General features: G+C 73.5%; 13 protein-coding genes. 8 read left to right on the plus strand and 5 right to left on the minus strand.

The genetic code is table 11. The annotated features are described in order from the left end of the window. Positions 1–53: 53 nt before the first annotated feature. Together LX15_RS04860 and LX15_RS04865 are read right to left on the minus strand one after the other, a co-directional pair. A complete protein-coding gene (locus LX15_RS04860) occupies positions 54–1250 on the minus strand; it encodes an MFS transporter (RefSeq protein ID WP_253668256.1) in 1197 nt (398 codons plus the stop codon). Then, positions 1247–2167: a PAC2 family protein gene (locus LX15_RS04865; protein ID WP_308213409.1), complete on the minus strand. Its 921-nt coding sequence runs from the start codon at positions 2165–2167 to the stop codon at positions 1247–1249. Before LX15_RS04865 ends, LX15_RS04860 begins: the two co-directional genes overlap by 4 nt. Before the next feature lie 125 nt (positions 2168–2292). On the opposite strand from LX15_RS04865, the gene metH reads away from it, so the two are divergent. The 3 genes from metH (at position 2293) to LX15_RS04880 (ending at position 7693) form a co-directional block, all read left to right on the plus strand. Then, positions 2293–5856, plus strand: a complete 3564-nt coding sequence (metH, locus tag LX15_RS04870) for a methionine synthase (protein ID WP_253668257.1) — start codon at positions 2293–2295, stop codon at positions 5854–5856. Positions 5857–5930: 74 nt separating this feature from the next. Further along, entirely contained in the window at positions 5931–6611 is a 681-nt protein-coding gene (locus LX15_RS04875; RefSeq protein ID WP_301304053.1) for an HAD family hydrolase, read from the plus strand. A 248-nt stretch (positions 6612–6859) separates the two neighbouring features. Then, positions 6860–7693, plus strand: coding sequence for a pentapeptide repeat-containing protein (locus LX15_RS04880; RefSeq protein WP_253668258.1), 834 nt, complete (start codon positions 6860–6862; stop codon positions 7691–7693). Positions 7694–7842: 149 nt separating this feature from the next. On the opposite strand, the gene LX15_RS04885 is transcribed toward LX15_RS04880, so the two are convergent. After that, entirely contained in the window at positions 7843–8847 is a 1005-nt protein-coding gene (locus LX15_RS04885) for a methyltransferase (RefSeq protein WP_253668259.1), read from the minus strand. Between the two features lie 266 nt (positions 8848–9113). On the opposite strand from LX15_RS04885, the gene LX15_RS04890 reads away from it, so the two are divergent. From LX15_RS04890 to LX15_RS32970, 3 genes are all read left to right on the plus strand, one after another. Further along, positions 9114–9377, plus strand: a complete 264-nt coding sequence (locus tag LX15_RS04890; RefSeq protein WP_253668260.1) for a phosphoribosyl-ATP diphosphatase — start codon at positions 9114–9116, stop codon at positions 9375–9377. 61 nt (positions 9378–9438) lie between these two features. Beyond that, positions 9439–10284 (plus strand): ATP phosphoribosyltransferase, encoded by an 846-nt coding sequence (gene hisG / locus LX15_RS04895; protein WP_253668261.1) that lies wholly within the window; start codon positions 9439–9441, stop codon positions 10282–10284. A 308-nt stretch (positions 10285–10592) separates the two neighbouring features. Continuing rightward, positions 10593–11600, plus strand: a complete 1008-nt coding sequence (locus LX15_RS32970; RefSeq protein ID WP_253668262.1) for a CPBP family intramembrane glutamic endopeptidase — start codon at positions 10593–10595, stop codon at positions 11598–11600. Between the two features lie 98 nt (positions 11601–11698). On the opposite strand, the gene LX15_RS04905 is transcribed toward LX15_RS32970, so the two are convergent. Beyond that, positions 11699–12622, minus strand: coding sequence for a RecB family exonuclease (locus LX15_RS04905; RefSeq protein ID WP_253668263.1), 924 nt, complete (start codon positions 12620–12622; stop codon positions 11699–11701). Positions 12623–13071: 449 nt separating this feature from the next. Between LX15_RS04905 and LX15_RS04910 the strand changes: the two genes are divergently transcribed. Both LX15_RS04910 and LX15_RS04915 read left to right on the plus strand, forming a co-directional pair. Then, a complete protein-coding gene (locus LX15_RS04910) occupies positions 13072–14205 on the plus strand; it encodes a site-2 protease family protein (RefSeq protein ID WP_253668264.1) in 1134 nt (377 codons plus the stop codon). A gap of 89 nt (positions 14206–14294) precedes the next feature. After that, entirely contained in the window at positions 14295–15122 is an 828-nt protein-coding gene (locus LX15_RS04915; protein ID WP_253668265.1) for a tRNA (adenine-N1)-methyltransferase, read from the plus strand. 94 nt (positions 15123–15216) lie between these two features. On the opposite strand, the gene LX15_RS04920 is transcribed toward LX15_RS04915, so the two are convergent. Next, positions 15217–16167 (minus strand): hypothetical protein, encoded by a 951-nt coding sequence (locus tag LX15_RS04920; protein ID WP_253668266.1) that lies wholly within the window; start codon positions 16165–16167, stop codon positions 15217–15219. Positions 16168–16266 lie beyond the last annotated feature (99 nt).

A 16266-nucleotide genomic window follows, 5' to 3' on the forward strand; every position in this document is an offset into this window, starting at 1 on the left:
CCTCCTCGACCGGTGTCCCCGGTCGGGGAGGGGACCTCGCTCAGCACCGGCGCTCAGCGTTGGTGCAGCTTCTCCTGGTGCGGCAGGGCCACGGGCGCGGTGAGGGCCACCACGGCGGCGGGCACGAGGAACGCCGCCACCGGGTGGAGGGCGTAGACCGGGACGAACGCCGTGGGCGCGAGCGCTCCACCGAGGAACCGGAACGCCTGCACGACCGACACCGCGCCGCCCCGGTTGCCCCCGGAGGCGGACAGCACCAGCGTGTTGAGCCCGACCAGGATGAGCTGGGTGGCCGCGCCGGCCACCGCCCAGGCCAGGGCCACCACGGGCAGCCAGGGCGCCAGGCCGACCCCGACGAGCAGGACGGCCCCGACCCCCGCGCCGGTCAGCACGCACCGACGCGCGCCGACCCGGTCCACCGCGCGCCCGACCCACCGGGCGGTCAGCAGGCCGACCACGCCGTACCCGGTCAGCAACAGCCCGCGCACGCCGGCGCCGAGCCCGAAGTGGTCGTCCAACCGCATCGCGACCAGGAACGACAGCCCACCGAGGCAACCCCAGCCGGCCAGGGCCACCAACCCGACCCGGAGCACCGCGGGCCGCCAGGCGGTGCGCAGTCGGGCCGTGGGCGTCGGGGCGGCGCCTCCAACGTCTCCGGCCTCGGCTCCCCTCGGCCGGTCCGGCAGGCCGAGCGCGGTGAGCGCGCCGCCGACGAACGCGACGCCGACGAACGCCCAGCGCCAGCTCGCTTCGGCGGCCAGGCCCCCGACCAGCGGCGCGGTCGTCTGCCCCGCCGCCTGGAGCGAGGCGAACAGCCCGAGCGTGCGGCCCAGCCGCTCGCGCGGGGTGATGCCGGCGAGGGCGGCCAGCAGCAGCGGCGTGGTGAACGCGTTGGCCGCGCCCTGCACCGCCCTGCCGGCCAGGAAGACGGTCGACGTCGTGGCCAGGGCGCACAGGAGCGAGGCCAGGACGTACACCACGTACGCCACGCGCACGGTGCGCCGCGCTCCCCAGCGCTCGCCGAGGGTGCCCGAGAAGAGCATGAGCACGGCGAACGGCACCATGTAGCTGGTCAGCGACAACGACGCCGTGCCGGGTGAGACGGAGAAGGCGGTCCCCAGCTCGGGCAGCATGGACGCGACCACGCCGCCGCCGAACGGCCCCAGGAAGCCCCCGGCGTACAGGCCGAGGACGGCCAGCCGGGCGCGCGTCGTGGTCGAGCCGTCCGCCACCGTCGGTGGCCGGGTCACCGCTGGGTGGGGCCGGCCGTCGGACCGGGGCCGCCGGGTCCCCGGCCGCCCCGCCGGCGCAGGTACCGCTCGAACTCGGCCGCGATCGCGTCGCCGCTGGCCTCGGTGAGGCGGATCTCGGCGTCCCCGCGCTCCTCCAACGCGCGCACGTAGTTGCGCACGTCCTCGTCCTCCTCGGCCATCTCGCTGACCGTGTGCTCCCACTCCTCGGCCTGCTCGGGCAGCGCGCCGAGCGGGACCTCCAGGTCGAGGACCTCCTCGACCCGGTGCAGCAGGGCCAGCGTGGCCTTGGGGGAGGGCGGGCTGGAGACGTAGTGCGGGACGGCGGCCCAGAACGAGATGGCCGGGACGCCGGCCTGCACGCAGGCGTCCTGGAAGACGCCCACGATGCCGGTCGGCCCCTCGTAGCGGGAGTGCTCCAGCCCGAACCGGGCTGCCGCGTCCGCGTCGAAGGCGGCGCCGGTGACCGGCACCGGGCGGGTGTGCGGCGTGTCGGCCAGCAACGCGCCGAGCACGACGACGGTGCTGACACCCAGTCGCTCGACGTGCTCCAGCAGCTCGCCGCAGAACTTCCGCCAGCGCATGTTCGGTTCGATACCGTGCACCAGCACGACGTCGAAGGCCGCGCCCGGCGGGCGGCAGACCGTCAGGCGCGTCGTGGGCCATTCCACGCGCCGGGTGACGCCGTCCACCATGCGGACGGTCGGTCGGGTGACCTGGAAGTCGTAGTAGTCGTCGGGGTCGATCTCCGCCAGCGGAGTGGCGTCCCAGGTGAGCTGGAGGTGCTCGACGGCGGTGCTGGCGGCGTCGCCGGCGTCGTTCCAACCCTCGAACGCCGCCACCATGACCGGGTTGGTGAGCCTCGGCTGGTCCGCCGGGGGGTCATCGGGTCCGGGGCGCAGGTCGGGATCGGTCACCGCGCAAGCCTACGACCCGCCGGCCGGGTCTGGCGCCCCACCGGCCGTTCGTGCGTCGTCCCATTGTCTGGACGGCGATCTTTCACCGGCGCGGCGCGTCCGGGGGATGCCCCTACTCTGGGTCCATGTCCGAGTGTCCCGGGTCGCCGCTGCTGGAAGCCCTCGCCGAACGCGTGGTCGTCGCTGACGGCGCGATGGGCACCATGTTGCAGTCCTGGCCGCTCACGCTGGACGACTTCGGCGGGCTGGAGGGCTGCAACGAGATCCTCAACGTCACCCGGCCCGACGTGGTGCGCGCGGTGCACCGCGGCTACCTGGAGGCCGGGGCGGACGCCGTCGAGACCAACACCTTCGGCGCCAACCTGGCGAACCTGGCCGAGTACGACATCGCCGACCGCATCCACGAGCTGGCCGAGGCCGGGGCGCGGCTGGCCAGGGAGGTCGTCGACGAGTTCAGCGAGCCCGGCCGCCGCCGGTTCGTGCTCGGCTCGGTCGGCCCCGGCACCAAGCTGCCCACGCTGGGCCACGTCCCCTTCGCCCGGTTGCGCGACGCCTACGTCGAACAGGTCAGGGGCCTGCTGGCCGGCGGGGTCGACGCGGTCATCATCGAGACCTGCCAGGACGTGCTCCAGGCCAAGGCCGCCGTCATCGCCGCGCACCGCGCCATGGCGGCCGAGGGCCGTCGGGTGCCGATCATCGCCCAGGTCACCGTCGAGACCACCGGCACGATGCTGCTCGGCACCGAGATCGGGGCCGCCCTGACCGCCCTGGAGCCGCTGGGCGTCGACCTGGTCGGCCTCAACTGCGCCACCGGCCCCGCCGAGATGAGCGAGCACCTGCGCCACCTGGCCAGGCACTCCCGGGTCCCGATCTCGGTGATGCCCAACGCCGGCCTGCCCGAGCTGGGCCCGGACGGCGCGGTGTACCCGCTCGGCCCCGAGGCGCTGGCCGAGGCGCTCGCCGGGTTCGTCACCGAGTTCGGCGCCCGGCTGGTCGGCGGCTGCTGCGGCACCACCGCCGAGCACGTGCGCCAGCTCGCCGCGGCCGTGCGCGAGCTGCCCGCGACCCCGCGCCAGCCCCACCCCGAGCCCGGCGTGTCCTCCCTCTACCAGGCGGTGCCGTTCCACCAGGACGCCAGCGTGCTGATGATCGGGGAGCGGACCAACGCCAACGGCTCGAAGGCGTTCCGCGAGGCCATGCTCGCCGGCCGGTTCGACGACTGCGTCGAGATCGCCCGCCAGCAGACCAGGGACGGCGCGCACGTCATCGACCTGTGCGTGGACTACGTCGGCCGGGACGGCGCCGCCGACATGGCCGAGCTGGCGGGGCGGCTGGCCACCGCCTCGACCCTGCCGATCATGCTCGACTCCACCGAGCCCGAGGTGCTGCGCGCCGGCCTGGAGCGGCTCGGCGGCCGCTGCGCCGTGAACTCGGTGAACTACGAGGACGGCGACGGCCCCGGCTCCCGCTTCCGCCGCACCATGGAGCTGGTCCGCGAGCACGGCGCCTCGGTCGTCGGCATGTGCATCGACGAGGAGGGCCAGGCCAGGACCGCCGAGTGGAAGGTCAGGGTCGCCACCCGGCTCATCGAGGACATCACGACCAACTGGGGCCTGCGGACCAGCGACATCATCATCGACTGCCTGACCTTCCCCATCTCCACCGGCCAGGAGGAGGTGCGCCGCGACGGCGTCGAGACGATCGAGGCGATCCGGGAGCTCAAGCGGCGCTTCCCCGAGGTGCACACCACCCTCGGCGTCTCCAACATCTCCTTCGGCCTGAACGCCGCCGCCCGGCAGGTGCTCAACTCCGTGTTCCTGCACGAGTGCGTCCGCGCCGGGCTGGACACGGCCATCGTGCACGCCAGCAAGATCCTGCCGATGGCCCGCATCCCCGACGAGCAGCGCGAGGTCGCGCTGGACCTGGTCTACGACCGGCGGCGCGAGGGCTACGACCCGCTCCAGCGGTTCATGCAGCTCTTCGAGGGCGTCACCGCCAAGGCGTCGAAGGCCTCGCGGGCCGAGGAGCTGGCCGCGCTGCCGCTGTTCGAGCGGCTGGAGCGGCGCATCGTCGACGGCGAGCGCAACGGCCTGGAGGCCGACCTCGACGCGGCGCTGGCCGAGCGGCCGGCGTTGGAGATCATCAACGACACGCTGCTCGGCGGCATGAAGACCGTCGGCGACCTGTTCGGCTCCGGCCAGATGCAGCTCCCGTTCGTGCTCCAGTCGGCGGAGGTGATGAAGGCGGCCGTCGCCTACCTGGAGCCGCACATGGACAAGGCGGACTCCGCCGGCAAGGGCCGGATCGTGCTCGCCACCGTCAAGGGCGACGTGCACGACATCGGCAAGAACCTGGTGGACATCATCCTGTCCAACAACGGCTACGAGGTCGTGAACCTGGGGATCAAGCAGCCGATCAGCGCGATCCTGGACGCCGCCGGCGAGCACGACGCCGACGCGATCGGCATGTCCGGCCTGCTGGTGAAGTCCACGGTCATCATGAAGGAGAACCTTGAGGAGATGAACTCCCGAGGGGTCGCCGACCGCTGGCCGGTGCTGCTCGGCGGGGCCGCCCTGACCCGCTCCTACGTGGAGAACGACCTCTCGGAGATCTACCAGGGCGACGTCCGCTACGCCAGGGACGCCTTCGAGGGCCTGCGCCTGATGGACGCGATCATGACCAGGAAGCGCGGCGGCTCGGTCGAGCTGGACGAGCGCGAGCTGGCCAAGATCGCCGAGCGCAAGGCGCGCCGGGAGCGCTCGCTGCGCATCGCCGAGGCCCGCAGGGCGCGGGGCGAGGAGGAGAGCCCGGCCGAGCCGGTCCCCGCCCGGTCCGACGTGGCCACGGACGTGCCCATCCCGCACCCGCCGTTCTGGGGGACGCGGGTGGTCAAGGGCATCCCGGTCGCCGACTACTCCACGCTGCTGGACGAGCGCGCGACGTTCATGGGCCAGTGGGGGCTGCGGGGTGCCAGGGGCGGCTCCGGCCCGACCTACGAGGAGCTGGTCGAGACCGAGGGCCGGCCCCGCCTGCGGTACTGGCTGGACCGGCTGGCGACCGAGGGCGTGCTCGCGCACGCCGCCGTGGTCTACGGGTACTTCCCGTGCGTGGCCGAGGGTGACTCGCTGGTGGTCCTCGACGCGCCCCGGCCGGACGCGGCGGAGCGGTGCCGGTTCACCTTCCCCCGGCAGCGGCGCGACCGCCGGCTGTGCCTGGCCGACTTCTTCCGGCCGCGTGATCTCGCTCTCGCCTCGGGCGAGGTCGACGTCGTCGCCTTCCACCTGGTCACCATGGGCCAGCCCATCGCCGACTTCGCCAACGAGCTGTTCGCCAGCGACGCCTACCGCGACTACCTGGAGGTTCACGGTCTGGGCGTGCAGCTCACCGAGGCGTTGGCCGAGTACTGGCACAAGCGGGTCAGGGAGGAGCTGCACTGGTCCTCCGGCCGCGCGGTGGCCGAGGAGGACCCCGAGGACGTCGAGGAGTTCTTCAAGCTCGGTTACCGTGGGGCCCGGTACTCGTTGGGCTACGGCGCCTGCCCGGACCTGGAGGACCGGGCGAAGGTCGTGGACCTGCTCCAGCCGGAGCGGATCGGGGTGAAGCTCTCCGAGGAGTTCCAGCTCCACCCCGAGCAGTCGACGGACGCGCTGATCGCCCACCACCCCGAGGCCAAGTACTTCAACACGTGATCGTGCCCGCCGGTGGCGGGCGCGCCGACGCCCCGCCACCGGGCAGGACACGAGGGGAGAACGCGGTGCCTGGACTGTCCACATCGGACGGACGCAGGCCGCCGGCCGCCGTGCTGTGGGACATGGACGGCACGCTGGTCGACTCCGAGAAGCTGTGGGACGTGCCGCTCTTCGAGTTGGCCGAGCGGCTGGGCGGCACGCTGTCGCAGGCCACCCGGGACGCGATGGTCGGCTCCAACATGACCGCCACCCTGGCCATGCTGTTCGCCGAGGTGGGGCGGGAACCCGACCAGGAGGCCATGGCCGAGGCGGCCGAGTGGATCACCTCGCGCACCGCCGAGCTGTTCCGGGCCGGCCTGCCGTGGCGGCCGGGCGCCTTCGAGGCGCTGCGCGCGGTGCGGTCCAGCGGGGTGCCGATGGCGTTGGTGACCTCCACGGAGCGCCGGCTGACCGAGGTGGCGTTGGACACCATCGGCCGCGAGTTCTTCGACGTCACCGTGTGCGGCGACGAGGTGGACGGCCGCAACAAGCCGTTGCCCGAGCCCTACCTGAAGGCCGCCCGCCTGCTCGGTGTGTCCCCGGTGGACTGTGTCGCGGTGGAGGACTCGCCGACCGGCACGGCGGCCGCCGTCGCCGCCGGGTGCACGGTGCTGGTGGTGCCGTGCGAGGTCCCGGTGGAGCCGGGTGAGCGGCGGGTGCTGCGGGACTCGCTCGTGGGTGTCGACCTCGACGAGCTGGCCGCCCTGCTGTCCTGAGCTGGTCGTTGCGGTTCCCGCCGGGGCACGTGATTCGTTCGTCCACTGAGTACGAGTCCACTGAGTACGAACGGTGGCGACGCGGTCGCCGTGTGCGTTGGGGTTGGGGTCGGCCAGCGTCTGGGCGTGAGCGAGGACACCGCGCACGCCTTGTCCACTCTGGACGCTGTCCCGACGTCGGGGAGAATGGGCGGTCTCGGAACGCCCGTGCCCAGGCGGCGTTCCCCTCAGCGAGGAGATCCCAGGCGTTGTCCGACAAGCGCGAAGCCCCCGCCCCCGCCGGCGGCCGTCCCGATCTCCAGGCGGACTGCTCCCGCTGCTTCGGGCTCTGCTGCGTCGCGCTGCCCTTCGCCGCGTCGTCGGACTTCGCCGTCGACAAGCCCGCCGGGACACCGTGCCGGAACCTGCTCGCGGACTTCCGCTGCGGCATCCACGACCACCTGCGCGACCGGGGGTTCCGGGGCTGCACCGTCTTCGACTGCTTCGGGGCGGGTCAGAAGGTCTCGCAGGTCACCTTCGGCGGGCGGAGCTGGCGCGACGAGCCGGGCACGGCCGGGCGGATGTTCTCGGTGTTCCCCGTCATGCGCCAGCTCCACGAGCTGCTCTGGTACCTCACCGAGTCGCTGGACCTGCCGGCGGCCCGCCCCCTCCGCGGCGACCTCCAGCGCGCGCTGGACACGGTCGAACGGCACACCAGGGGGAGCGCGGAGTCACTGCTCAAGCTGGACGTGCCCGCCCTCAGGGCCGAGGTCAACGAGGTGCTGCTGCGCGTCAGCGAGCTGGTGCGGGCGACGGTGCCCGGTCGGAGGAAGAACCACCGGGGCGCCGACCTGGTCGGGGCCAAACTGGCCGGGGTGAACCTGCGCGGCGCGAGCCTCCGCGGCGCCTACCTGATCGCCGCCGACCTGCGGCGGGCCGACCTCAGGTCCGCCGACCTGATCGGCGCGGACCTGAGGGACGCCGACCTGTCCGGCGCCGACCTCACCGGGAGCATCTTCCTCACCCAGGCGCAGGTCAACGCGGCCAAGGGGGACGCGAAGACCCGGCTTCCCCAGGGCCTGCGCCGACCCGCGCACTGGTGACGGCGGTCCCTGTCCGCCGGACCACCGGGTCGCCCCCCGGTGCCCTCGGACGCGTCGTGCGCCTCGGCCACCTCGGACGCTCAGACGCGTCGGGCGCTCAGACGCGTCGGGTGCCCGGACACGTCGGGTGCCCGGCCGCGTCGTGCGCCTCAGTCGACGGTGAACTCCAGCAGCGACCGGTACGGCGAGATCGTGTGGACCGAGCACAGGGTGAGGCCGGCGGCCGCGCCCAGCTCCGCCAGTTGCGGGGCGCTGCGCTCGCGCCCGCCGATGAACGTGAGCATCCGCAGGTCCATGGCGGTGCGGGGGAGCTGGTCGCCTCCGGCGTCGACGAGCCCCTCGACGAGGAGCACACGGCGGCCCGGCCCCGCCGCCTCGGCGCAGCGCCGCAGGATGGCGACGCTCCGCTCGTCGTCCCAGTCGTGGATGATCGACGACAGGACGTACACGTCCCCGCCGACCGGGAGGGCGTCGAAGAAGCTGCCCGGCGCGACCCGGCACCGGTCGGCGACGCCCGCCTCGGCGAACGCCCTGGCGGCGGCCTCGGCCGGGCCGGGGAGGTCGACCAGGGTCCCCCGCAGGGAGGGGTGCGCGGTGGCGAGCGCGACGAGCAGGGCTCCGTTGCCGCCCCCGACGTCCACGACGTGACCCACCCCGCCCCAGTCGTAGCCGGCCAGGATCGCGGCGGCCTCGGCGCGGATCTGCCCCGCCATGAGCGCGTCGAAGGACCCGGCCAGCCCCCGGTCGACCGCCAGGTCGTCCCAGAACCCCCGTCCGTACATCGCGGGGTAGGCCGGTCGTCCCGTCCGCACCACGTCGAGCAGCCGCACGAAGCTCAGGTCCGCGCGGCCGACCGCGCTGTCGACGTCCAGCCAGGCGCGCAGCCCCGCGCCGTCGCGCAGGCGTTCGCCCACCTCCGTCAGGGCGAACCCGCCGTCGGGTCGCTCGACGAGCAGTCCGGCCGTCACGAGGTGGCGCAGCAGCCGCCCCAGCGCGTCGGGGTGCGTCCGTGTCGCCTCGGCCAGCTCCGCCGCGGTGGTGCGGCCCTCGGCGATCCGGTCGGCCAGCCGCAGCGTGGCGGCCACCCTGATCGCCATGGGCGTGATCACGTCGGACAGCTCCAGCAGGCGCTCCCCGGGAGCGTCATCAGCCATCGGTGGCACGGTCCCATCAAATCAGGATCAGCTCGGCAAAGCATCAACTCCCAGTAGTCGGAATCCGTCGAACAGGTGGCAACTGAGAGTGAAAATCGGTAGTGTCGGGTGATATGTGCTTTAGGAGGCGTGGGTGGTGACTATCCGTAGTGTTCCGGCTCTTTTCCGGCCCGTGGCGTTCACCTGCTCGGAGCAGTGACGGTGCGGCCGTCCAGAGGGTGGGCCGGCTGGGGTCCGGGGCGGGCGGGATGGGAGGATTCCTGGCCGTGAAGACGTTCGACGAGTTGTTCGCCGAGCTCACCGAGCGGGCCCGCACCCGCCCCGCCGGCTCCGGCACCGTCGCCGCGCTCGACGCCGGCGTGCACGCCCAGGGCAAGAAGGTGCTCGAGGAGGCCGGCGAGGTGTGGCTGGCCGCCGAGCACGAGTCCGACGAGCAGCTCGCGGAGGAGATCTCCCAGCTCCTCTACCGGGTGCAGGTCCTCATGCTCGGCCGCGGCCTCACCCTGGACGACGTCTACCGCTACCTGTGAGCCCCGGCTCCCGTCCGTGAGCCCCGGTTCCGAACCATCCCCCGACCTGGAGCGAACTGCCATGCTGCGTGTCGCCGTGCCGAACAAGGGAACGCTGGCCCAACCGGCGTCCGAGATGCTCGTCGAGGCTGGCTACCGGCAGCGCCATGAGCAGCGCGACCTCACCGTGATCGACGACGTCAACGAGGTCGAGTTCTTCTTCCTGCGGCCCAAGGACATCGCGATCTACGTCGGCTCCGGCGAGCTGGACCTGGGCATCACCGGCCGCGACCTGTCGCTGGAGTCCGGGGCCCCGGTCGGCGAGCGGCTGGCCCTCGGCTTCGGCGGGTCGACCTTCCGCTACGCCGCGCCCGCCGGCCAGGACTGGAAGATCGGCGACCTGGAGGGCCGGAGGGTGGCCACCGCCTACCCGCGCCTGGTGCGCGGCGACCTGGCCCGGCACGGCGTGGACGCCGAGGTCATCCGGCTCGACGGCGCGGTGGAGATCTCCGTGCAGCTCGGCGTGGCCGACGCCATCGCCGACGTCGTGGGCTCCGGCCGCACCCTCCGCCAGCACGGGCTCGTCGCCTTCGGCGACCCGATCTGCCGGTCCCAGGCCGTGCTGATCGAGCGCGAGGGCGCGCCGGACTCGCCGGAGAAGGCGCAGATCACCGCCCGGCTCCAGGGCGTGGTGTTCGCCCAGCAGTACCTGATGCTCGACTACGACTGCCCCCGTCGGCTGCTCGACGCCGCCGTCGAGCTGACGCCGGGCCTGGAGTCGCCGACGGTGGCCCCGCTGGCCGACCCGGACTGGGTCGCCGTGCGGTCGATGGTGCTGCGCAAGGAGGCCAACGCCGTGATGGACCGGCTCGCGGCGCTGGGCGCCAAGGCCGTCCTCGCCTCCGACATCCGGTCCTGCCGCCTCTGACCGCCCACCGGAGGGCGTGATCGTCTCTCGGGCCCCGCGTCGTGTCGCCTCGGCGACGCCGCGCGGGGCCCTCGGCATTCGGCGGGCCGCTCGGCGCCGGAGGCTGGAGGTCGGGCGGGCGGAGGTCCGGCGGGCGGCGGCTGGACGGGCCGAGGCTGGACGGGCCGAGGCTGGACGGGCCGAGGCTGGACGGGCGGCGGCTGGACGGGCCGAGGACTGCTGGGGCAGCGGGGCTTCTGGGATTGCTGGGGCTGCTGGTGCTCCTGGGACTCCTGCGGGAATCCGGGCGACGCGTGATACTCCGTTCGGTGACCGACCCCCACGGGCAACCATTCCGCCCGGCGACGCCCTCCCCGGCCGTCGGGGGCGTCACCGGAGATGGCGAACACGCCCGCCCCGCGCCGGGCGCGGGCTACGACCAGATGGCCCGGACCTCGCTCCACCGCTGGTGGCGGCCGCTCGTCGGCACACTGCTGATCGCGGTCGGCTGGATCACCGCGATGGTCGTCGTCATCGTGCTCGCGTCGGTCGTCGCCGCCCTCGCGGGGGTTCCGGTCCTGTTCGAGGCCGGCCACTGGTTCGGCGACCCGATCTGGGACACGGCCGTGGGCCTGCTGTCGATCGCGTCGGTCATCCCCGTCGTGTTCCTCGCAGCGGTGCTCGCGCAACGACGGCGGCCGGGAACGCTGTCGTCGGTGGTCGGGCGCGTGCGCTGGGGCTGGTTGATCCGCTGCGTGCTTGTCGCCGCGCCCGTGATGGTCGTCTCGCTGCTGCTGGTCGTGCTGCTCGCCACGCTCGTCGAGGGAGAACAGGCCGAGCAGGCCGCGGTGCGGTGGCCGGGGTGGCCGCGGTTCGCGGTGAGCGCGGCCGTGCTCGTCGTCGTGGTCCCGTTGCAGGCCGCCGGCGAGGAGTACCTGGCGCGGGGGTGGTTCATCCAGGCGTTCGGCGCGTGGTTCCGCACACCGTGGCCGGGCATCCTCGCCGGTGGCGTCGTCTTCGTGGCGCTGCACTCGGTCAGCCAGGTGTGGGGCGCGGCCGACCTCATGCTCTACGCCGTCGTGCTGGGCTGGCTCGCCGTCAGGACCGGCGGGCTGGAGGCCGGGATCGCCCTGCACGCCATGGGCAACCTCATGGTGTTCCTGCTCGCGGCCGCCGTCGGACAGCTCGGCCTCGACGGCTCGGCCGGCGACGCGCCCTGGTACCTCTTCGTCAGCAACCTCGTGATGCTGCCGCTCTACGCGTGGCTGGTCAGCACGTTGCACCGGGCGACAGGGCAGGCGCGGGTCGTTCCCGGACGTGACGAATCCGGACGCTGAGCCCGCCCGTCGGGCCTCCTCACGGGCTGGAACGGGCCTGGCCGGGCTGGCCTTTCGTCACGCTGGTTCTCGTCAGCCACTCCCCGGGGTCGGCGGCTTCAGTCCGCGCGGTCCAGCACGGTCTCCACCCCCAGACCCAACGGGTCCGGCCAGCCCGGGTACTCCGGCGGCGTGCCCCCGAAGGCCGGGCAGAACGCCTTGTGGTCGCACCAGTCGCACAACCGGCTCGGGTTGGGGCGGAAGTCACCGGTGCGGCCGGCGCGCAGGATCGCGTCCCACATCGCCTCCAGCGTGCGCTCGAACCGGCGCAGCTCGCCCTCGTCCGGCGTGTAGGCCAGCGACTGGCGGTCCGCCAGGTACATCAGGCGGAGCTGACGCGGCACCACGCCCCGCGTCCGCCACAGCACCAGGGCGTAGAACTTCATCTGGAACAGCGCCTTGGCCTCGCCGATCTCCCTCGGCGCGGTTCCCGTCTTGTAGTCCACCACCCTGATCTCGCCGGTGGGGGCCACGTCGAGCCGGTCGATGTAACCGCGCAGCAGCACGCCCGAGGCCAGCTCGGCCTCCACCAGCAGCTCGCACGCCTCGGGCTCCAGCCGCCGGGGGTCCTCCAGCCCGAAGTAGTGGTCGAGCAGCCGGGTGGCCGAGGCCAGCCACTCCCTCAGCTCGGTGTCGGCGTCCTCGGCGTCGTCGAACAGCCCGGACAGCTCGGGGCGGCTGGCCAGCAGCTCCTGCCACGCCGGTTCGAGCAGGGCCCTCGCCTCGTCCGGCACCCGGCGCACCGCCGGCAGGGCGAAGAGCTTCTCCAGCACGGCGTGCACGACGGTGCCCCGGATCTGCGCGCGGGTGGGCTTCTCCGGCAGGCGGTCCACGGCGCGGAAGCGGTAGAGCAGCGGGCACTGCTTGAAGTCACTGGCCCGGGAGGGGGAGAGGGCCGGCCGGCGCGTCCGCCGCGGTCCCTCGTCGTCGACGCCGTTCCCGCTGTCCGTCGACGACAGGATCTCCCCGACCACATCAGCCATGCTCGGCACCCTAGGGCACCGTGGCGACACTCCTGGCCGCCCCGGGGCCGGAGTGTGGTGCTCAGGACACCGGCGACCTGGCGGGGGAGGGGTTCGTGCGTGGTGTTCGCGGTGGTCCCCACCTGGTGTTCCTCCCGAACGGGTGAGCGGTGCCGCTCTTTCGTGAGTGAGGGCACGGCTGTCGCTGTCAACTGGTTTTGCCTGGGCTACGGGGGCGACGCCCCGAGTTATCCACAGGCCGTCGAGTTATCCACAGCTCGGCGTCATCGCCTGGTGACGGGGCGTGGTGGGCGGATAGGCTGGAGCGGGGCTCGCCCCCCAGGGCGGGTGGGGGCTGTCCACTGGGGTGGTTGGTGGAAGGCCGGTGAGGCGGGAGGAACCCCGCCGAGGGGTGGAGGCCCCGGTGTCGTGTCACGGCCATCCCACACCGGTCGTCCTACGCTTTCGGGGTGCCCACCGCCAGCCGATCGCCGCAGCCGACTCAGCCGGTCGGCGGACTGGTGCTGTGCCGGGTCTCCGGGGTTCCCGTCCTGCTCGCGCCGTCCTGGTGGCTCGGCGCGGCCGTGATCGTCCTGCTGTACGTCCCGTTCGTGGAGCGGCTGCTGCCCGGCGTCGGGTTCGGGACCGCCGTCTTCCTCGCCGTGGCGTTCGCGCTGCTCCTCGGGGTCTCGGTGCTGTTGCACGAGCTGGGGCACTGCCTGGTGGCGCTGCGGCTCGGCCTTCCCGTGCACCGCGTGCGCCTCTACCTGCTCGGCGGGCTGACCGAGATCGCCAGAACCCCCACCCGGCCCCGGCACGAGGGCGTGGTCGCGGCGGCCGGCCCCGCCGTCTCCGTGGTGCTCGCCGCCCTGCCGCTGGGCCTGTTCTTCCTGATCGAGCCGGGCCTCAGCCCGCTGCGCCTGCTCGTGCTCCAGACCGCCGTCGCCAACGGCCTGGTCGCCGTGTCCAACCTGCTGCCCGGCCTGCCCCTGGACGGCGGTCGGGTGCTGCGCGCCGCCGTGTGGGCGCTGACCGGCCGGCGCGGCGCGGGCACCAGGGCCGGGGTCGTCGGCGCGGGGCTGGTGGCCGCCGCCCTGGTCGCCTGGGCCGCCATGGGCCTGGCCGAGGGCGTGGAGGACCAGTGGCTCCGGCTGGGCGTGTGCGCCCTCATGGCCTGGTTCGTCGTCGTCGGCGCCGGAGCCGAGCTGGCGGCGGAGCAACGCCGCCGCTGGCCGGACGGATTGCTGCTGTCCGAGCTGGTCCGGCCCGTGCTGCAACTGCCGGCCGAGAGCCCCGTGGCCGACGCGCTGGCCGCCTCGGCCGGCCGGGGCGTGGTGCTCGTGCGGGCCGACGGGGTCGCCGCCGGCCTGCTCGACCAGCACGCCGCCGCCGAGCTGGCGGCCGTCACGCCGCTGGCCCCGGCCGAGCGCGCCGCCGAACCCATCCGGCCCGAGACGGTGCTGCTGGACTCCGAGCCCGGCGAGGAGGTCGCCGACCGCGTGGGCAGCACCCCGGCCTTCCAGTTCCTCGTGGTCGACGCCGAGGGCCGACCGGCGGGCGTGCTGCGCAGGGAGGACCTGCGCGCCGCGCTCAACCGCCGCTGACCCGGCCCCCGGGATTTCCTCCCCGCCCCGCTCGTCTGCGACGATGACCCGCTGGTCCGACCAATGGTGAACGTGGAGGTTCGACGCGCGTGAGCACTGCCAGCGGCCCCTTCCGGGTGGGCGACCGGGTGCAGTTGACCGACCCGAAGGGCCGGCGCTACACCGTCGTCCTCGAACCCGGTGGCCAGTACCACACCCACCGCGGCGTGCTCGCCCACGACGAGCTGATCGGCCGGCCGGAGGGGTCGGTGGTGACCTCCGCCGGCGGCACCCAGTTCCTGGCGCTGCGCCCGCTGCTGGCCGACTACGTGCTGTCCATGCCCCGGGGCGCGCAGGTCATCTACCCCAAGGACGCCGCCCAGATCGTGATGTGGGGCGACATCTTCCCCGGCGCCCGCGTGCTGGAGGCCGGCGCCGGCTCCGGCGCCCTGACCTGCTCGTTGCTGCGGGCGGTCGGTGAGACCGGCAGCGTCACCTCCTACGAGGTGCGCGAGGACCACGCCGAGCACGCCGTGCGCAACGTGGAGCGCTTCTTCGGGGAGCGGCCGGCGAACTGGAGCCTCACGGTCGGGGACGTCACCCAGCACAGCGGTGAGGTCGACCGTGTCGTGCTGGACATGCTCGCGCCGTGGGACGTGCTGGACACCGTGTCCCAGGCGCTGGTCCCCGGCGGTGTGCTCGTGGTCTACGTGGCCACGACCACGCAGTTGTCCAAGGTCACCGAGGCGCTGCGGGAGCAGCAGTGCTGGACCGAGCCGCAGGCGTGGGAGACCCTGCTGCGCCCGTGGCACGTCGTGGGGCTGGCGGTGCGACCCGAGCACCGCATGGTCGCGCACACCGCGTTCCTGTTGACGGCGCGCCGGCTCGCCGAGGGCGTGGTGCCGCCCAAGCCGCAGCGCCGCCCCAGCCGGGGCTGAACGACCCCGACACCCGGCGACACCACGAGAGGCGACACGACGAGAACCGCCCGGCCACCAGGAGTGGCCGGGCGGTTCGTGTGCGGGTCGCGGGTCACTTCTGGCAGATGACCCAGCGCCCCGCCTCCTTGGCGATCGGGGCGGGCAGCTCCCCGCTCTGGTTCTTGCCCGACTCGATCTTCAGGGTGAACGAGCCGGTGTCGCCGGAGGTCACGAGGTTGGTCGCGATGACCTTCGCCGTCGGGTCGGCCTCGCCCTTCTGACCGAAGGTGCCCTTCTCCCTGGCCTCCGCGAGGACCTTGGCGCAGACCAACGGGCGGATATCCTCCTCGGACCAGTTCTGACCCCGGTTGAGCGCGGTCTGGAACAACACGGCGAACTTGTTCGCGAGCTCCTGGGCGGCTGGGTCGGGGGAACCGGAACCGGGCCGATCCTTGGGCGTGCTGGGCGTGGCCGACCTGCTCTTCCCCGTGCTCGGCTCCGACGCCGACGTCGACGTGGGGGAGGAGCTGGTGGTCTTGCCGGAGCCGCCCGAAGCGCTGGGCTCGTCCTTCTTGCCCGTGAGCAGCACGACGGCGGTGACCCCGCCACCGACCAACACCAGCACCGCGAGGACGATGCCGATCACCAGGCCGGTCCGCTTCTTCTTCGGCGGCGGCGTGCCGCCGCCCCCGGGGAAGCCGGGAGCGCCGAAGGGTTGCTGCCCGAACTGACCCGGCTGCCCGAAGGAGCCTGGCTGGCCCTGCTGGCCTGGCTGGCCGAACGAGCCCGGCTGGCCGTACTGACCCGGCTGCCCGAACTGGTCCGGTTGGCCCGGCTGCTGGCCGGGGAAGGCGCCGGGCTGGCCGTACTGGCCCTGCTGTGAGTAGGGGTCCGGCTGCCCGAAGCCGCCCTGGGGCTGGCCCGGCTGCTGGCCCCAGCCACCCGGCTGGGTCTGCCCGGGTTGGGGCTGTGGGAAACCGCCGGACTGCGGTCCGGTGGGCTGCTGCGGCCAGCCGCCCTGCTGTTGCGGGTCGTACGGCCCCGGCTGCGACGGATAGGTCACGGTGCTGCTCCGGGTTCAGGTCTGGGAGATCGCGCGCGGACCCGACCAACCTAAAGGGTGAAGCGGTGCGCCGGGCTCGTTTCCCGCCGACACACTGCG

This window comes from Streptoalloteichus tenebrarius (assembly GCF_024171885.1).
In the GTDB taxonomy this organism is placed as follows: domain Bacteria; phylum Actinomycetota; class Actinomycetes; order Mycobacteriales; family Pseudonocardiaceae; genus Streptoalloteichus; species Streptoalloteichus tenebrarius.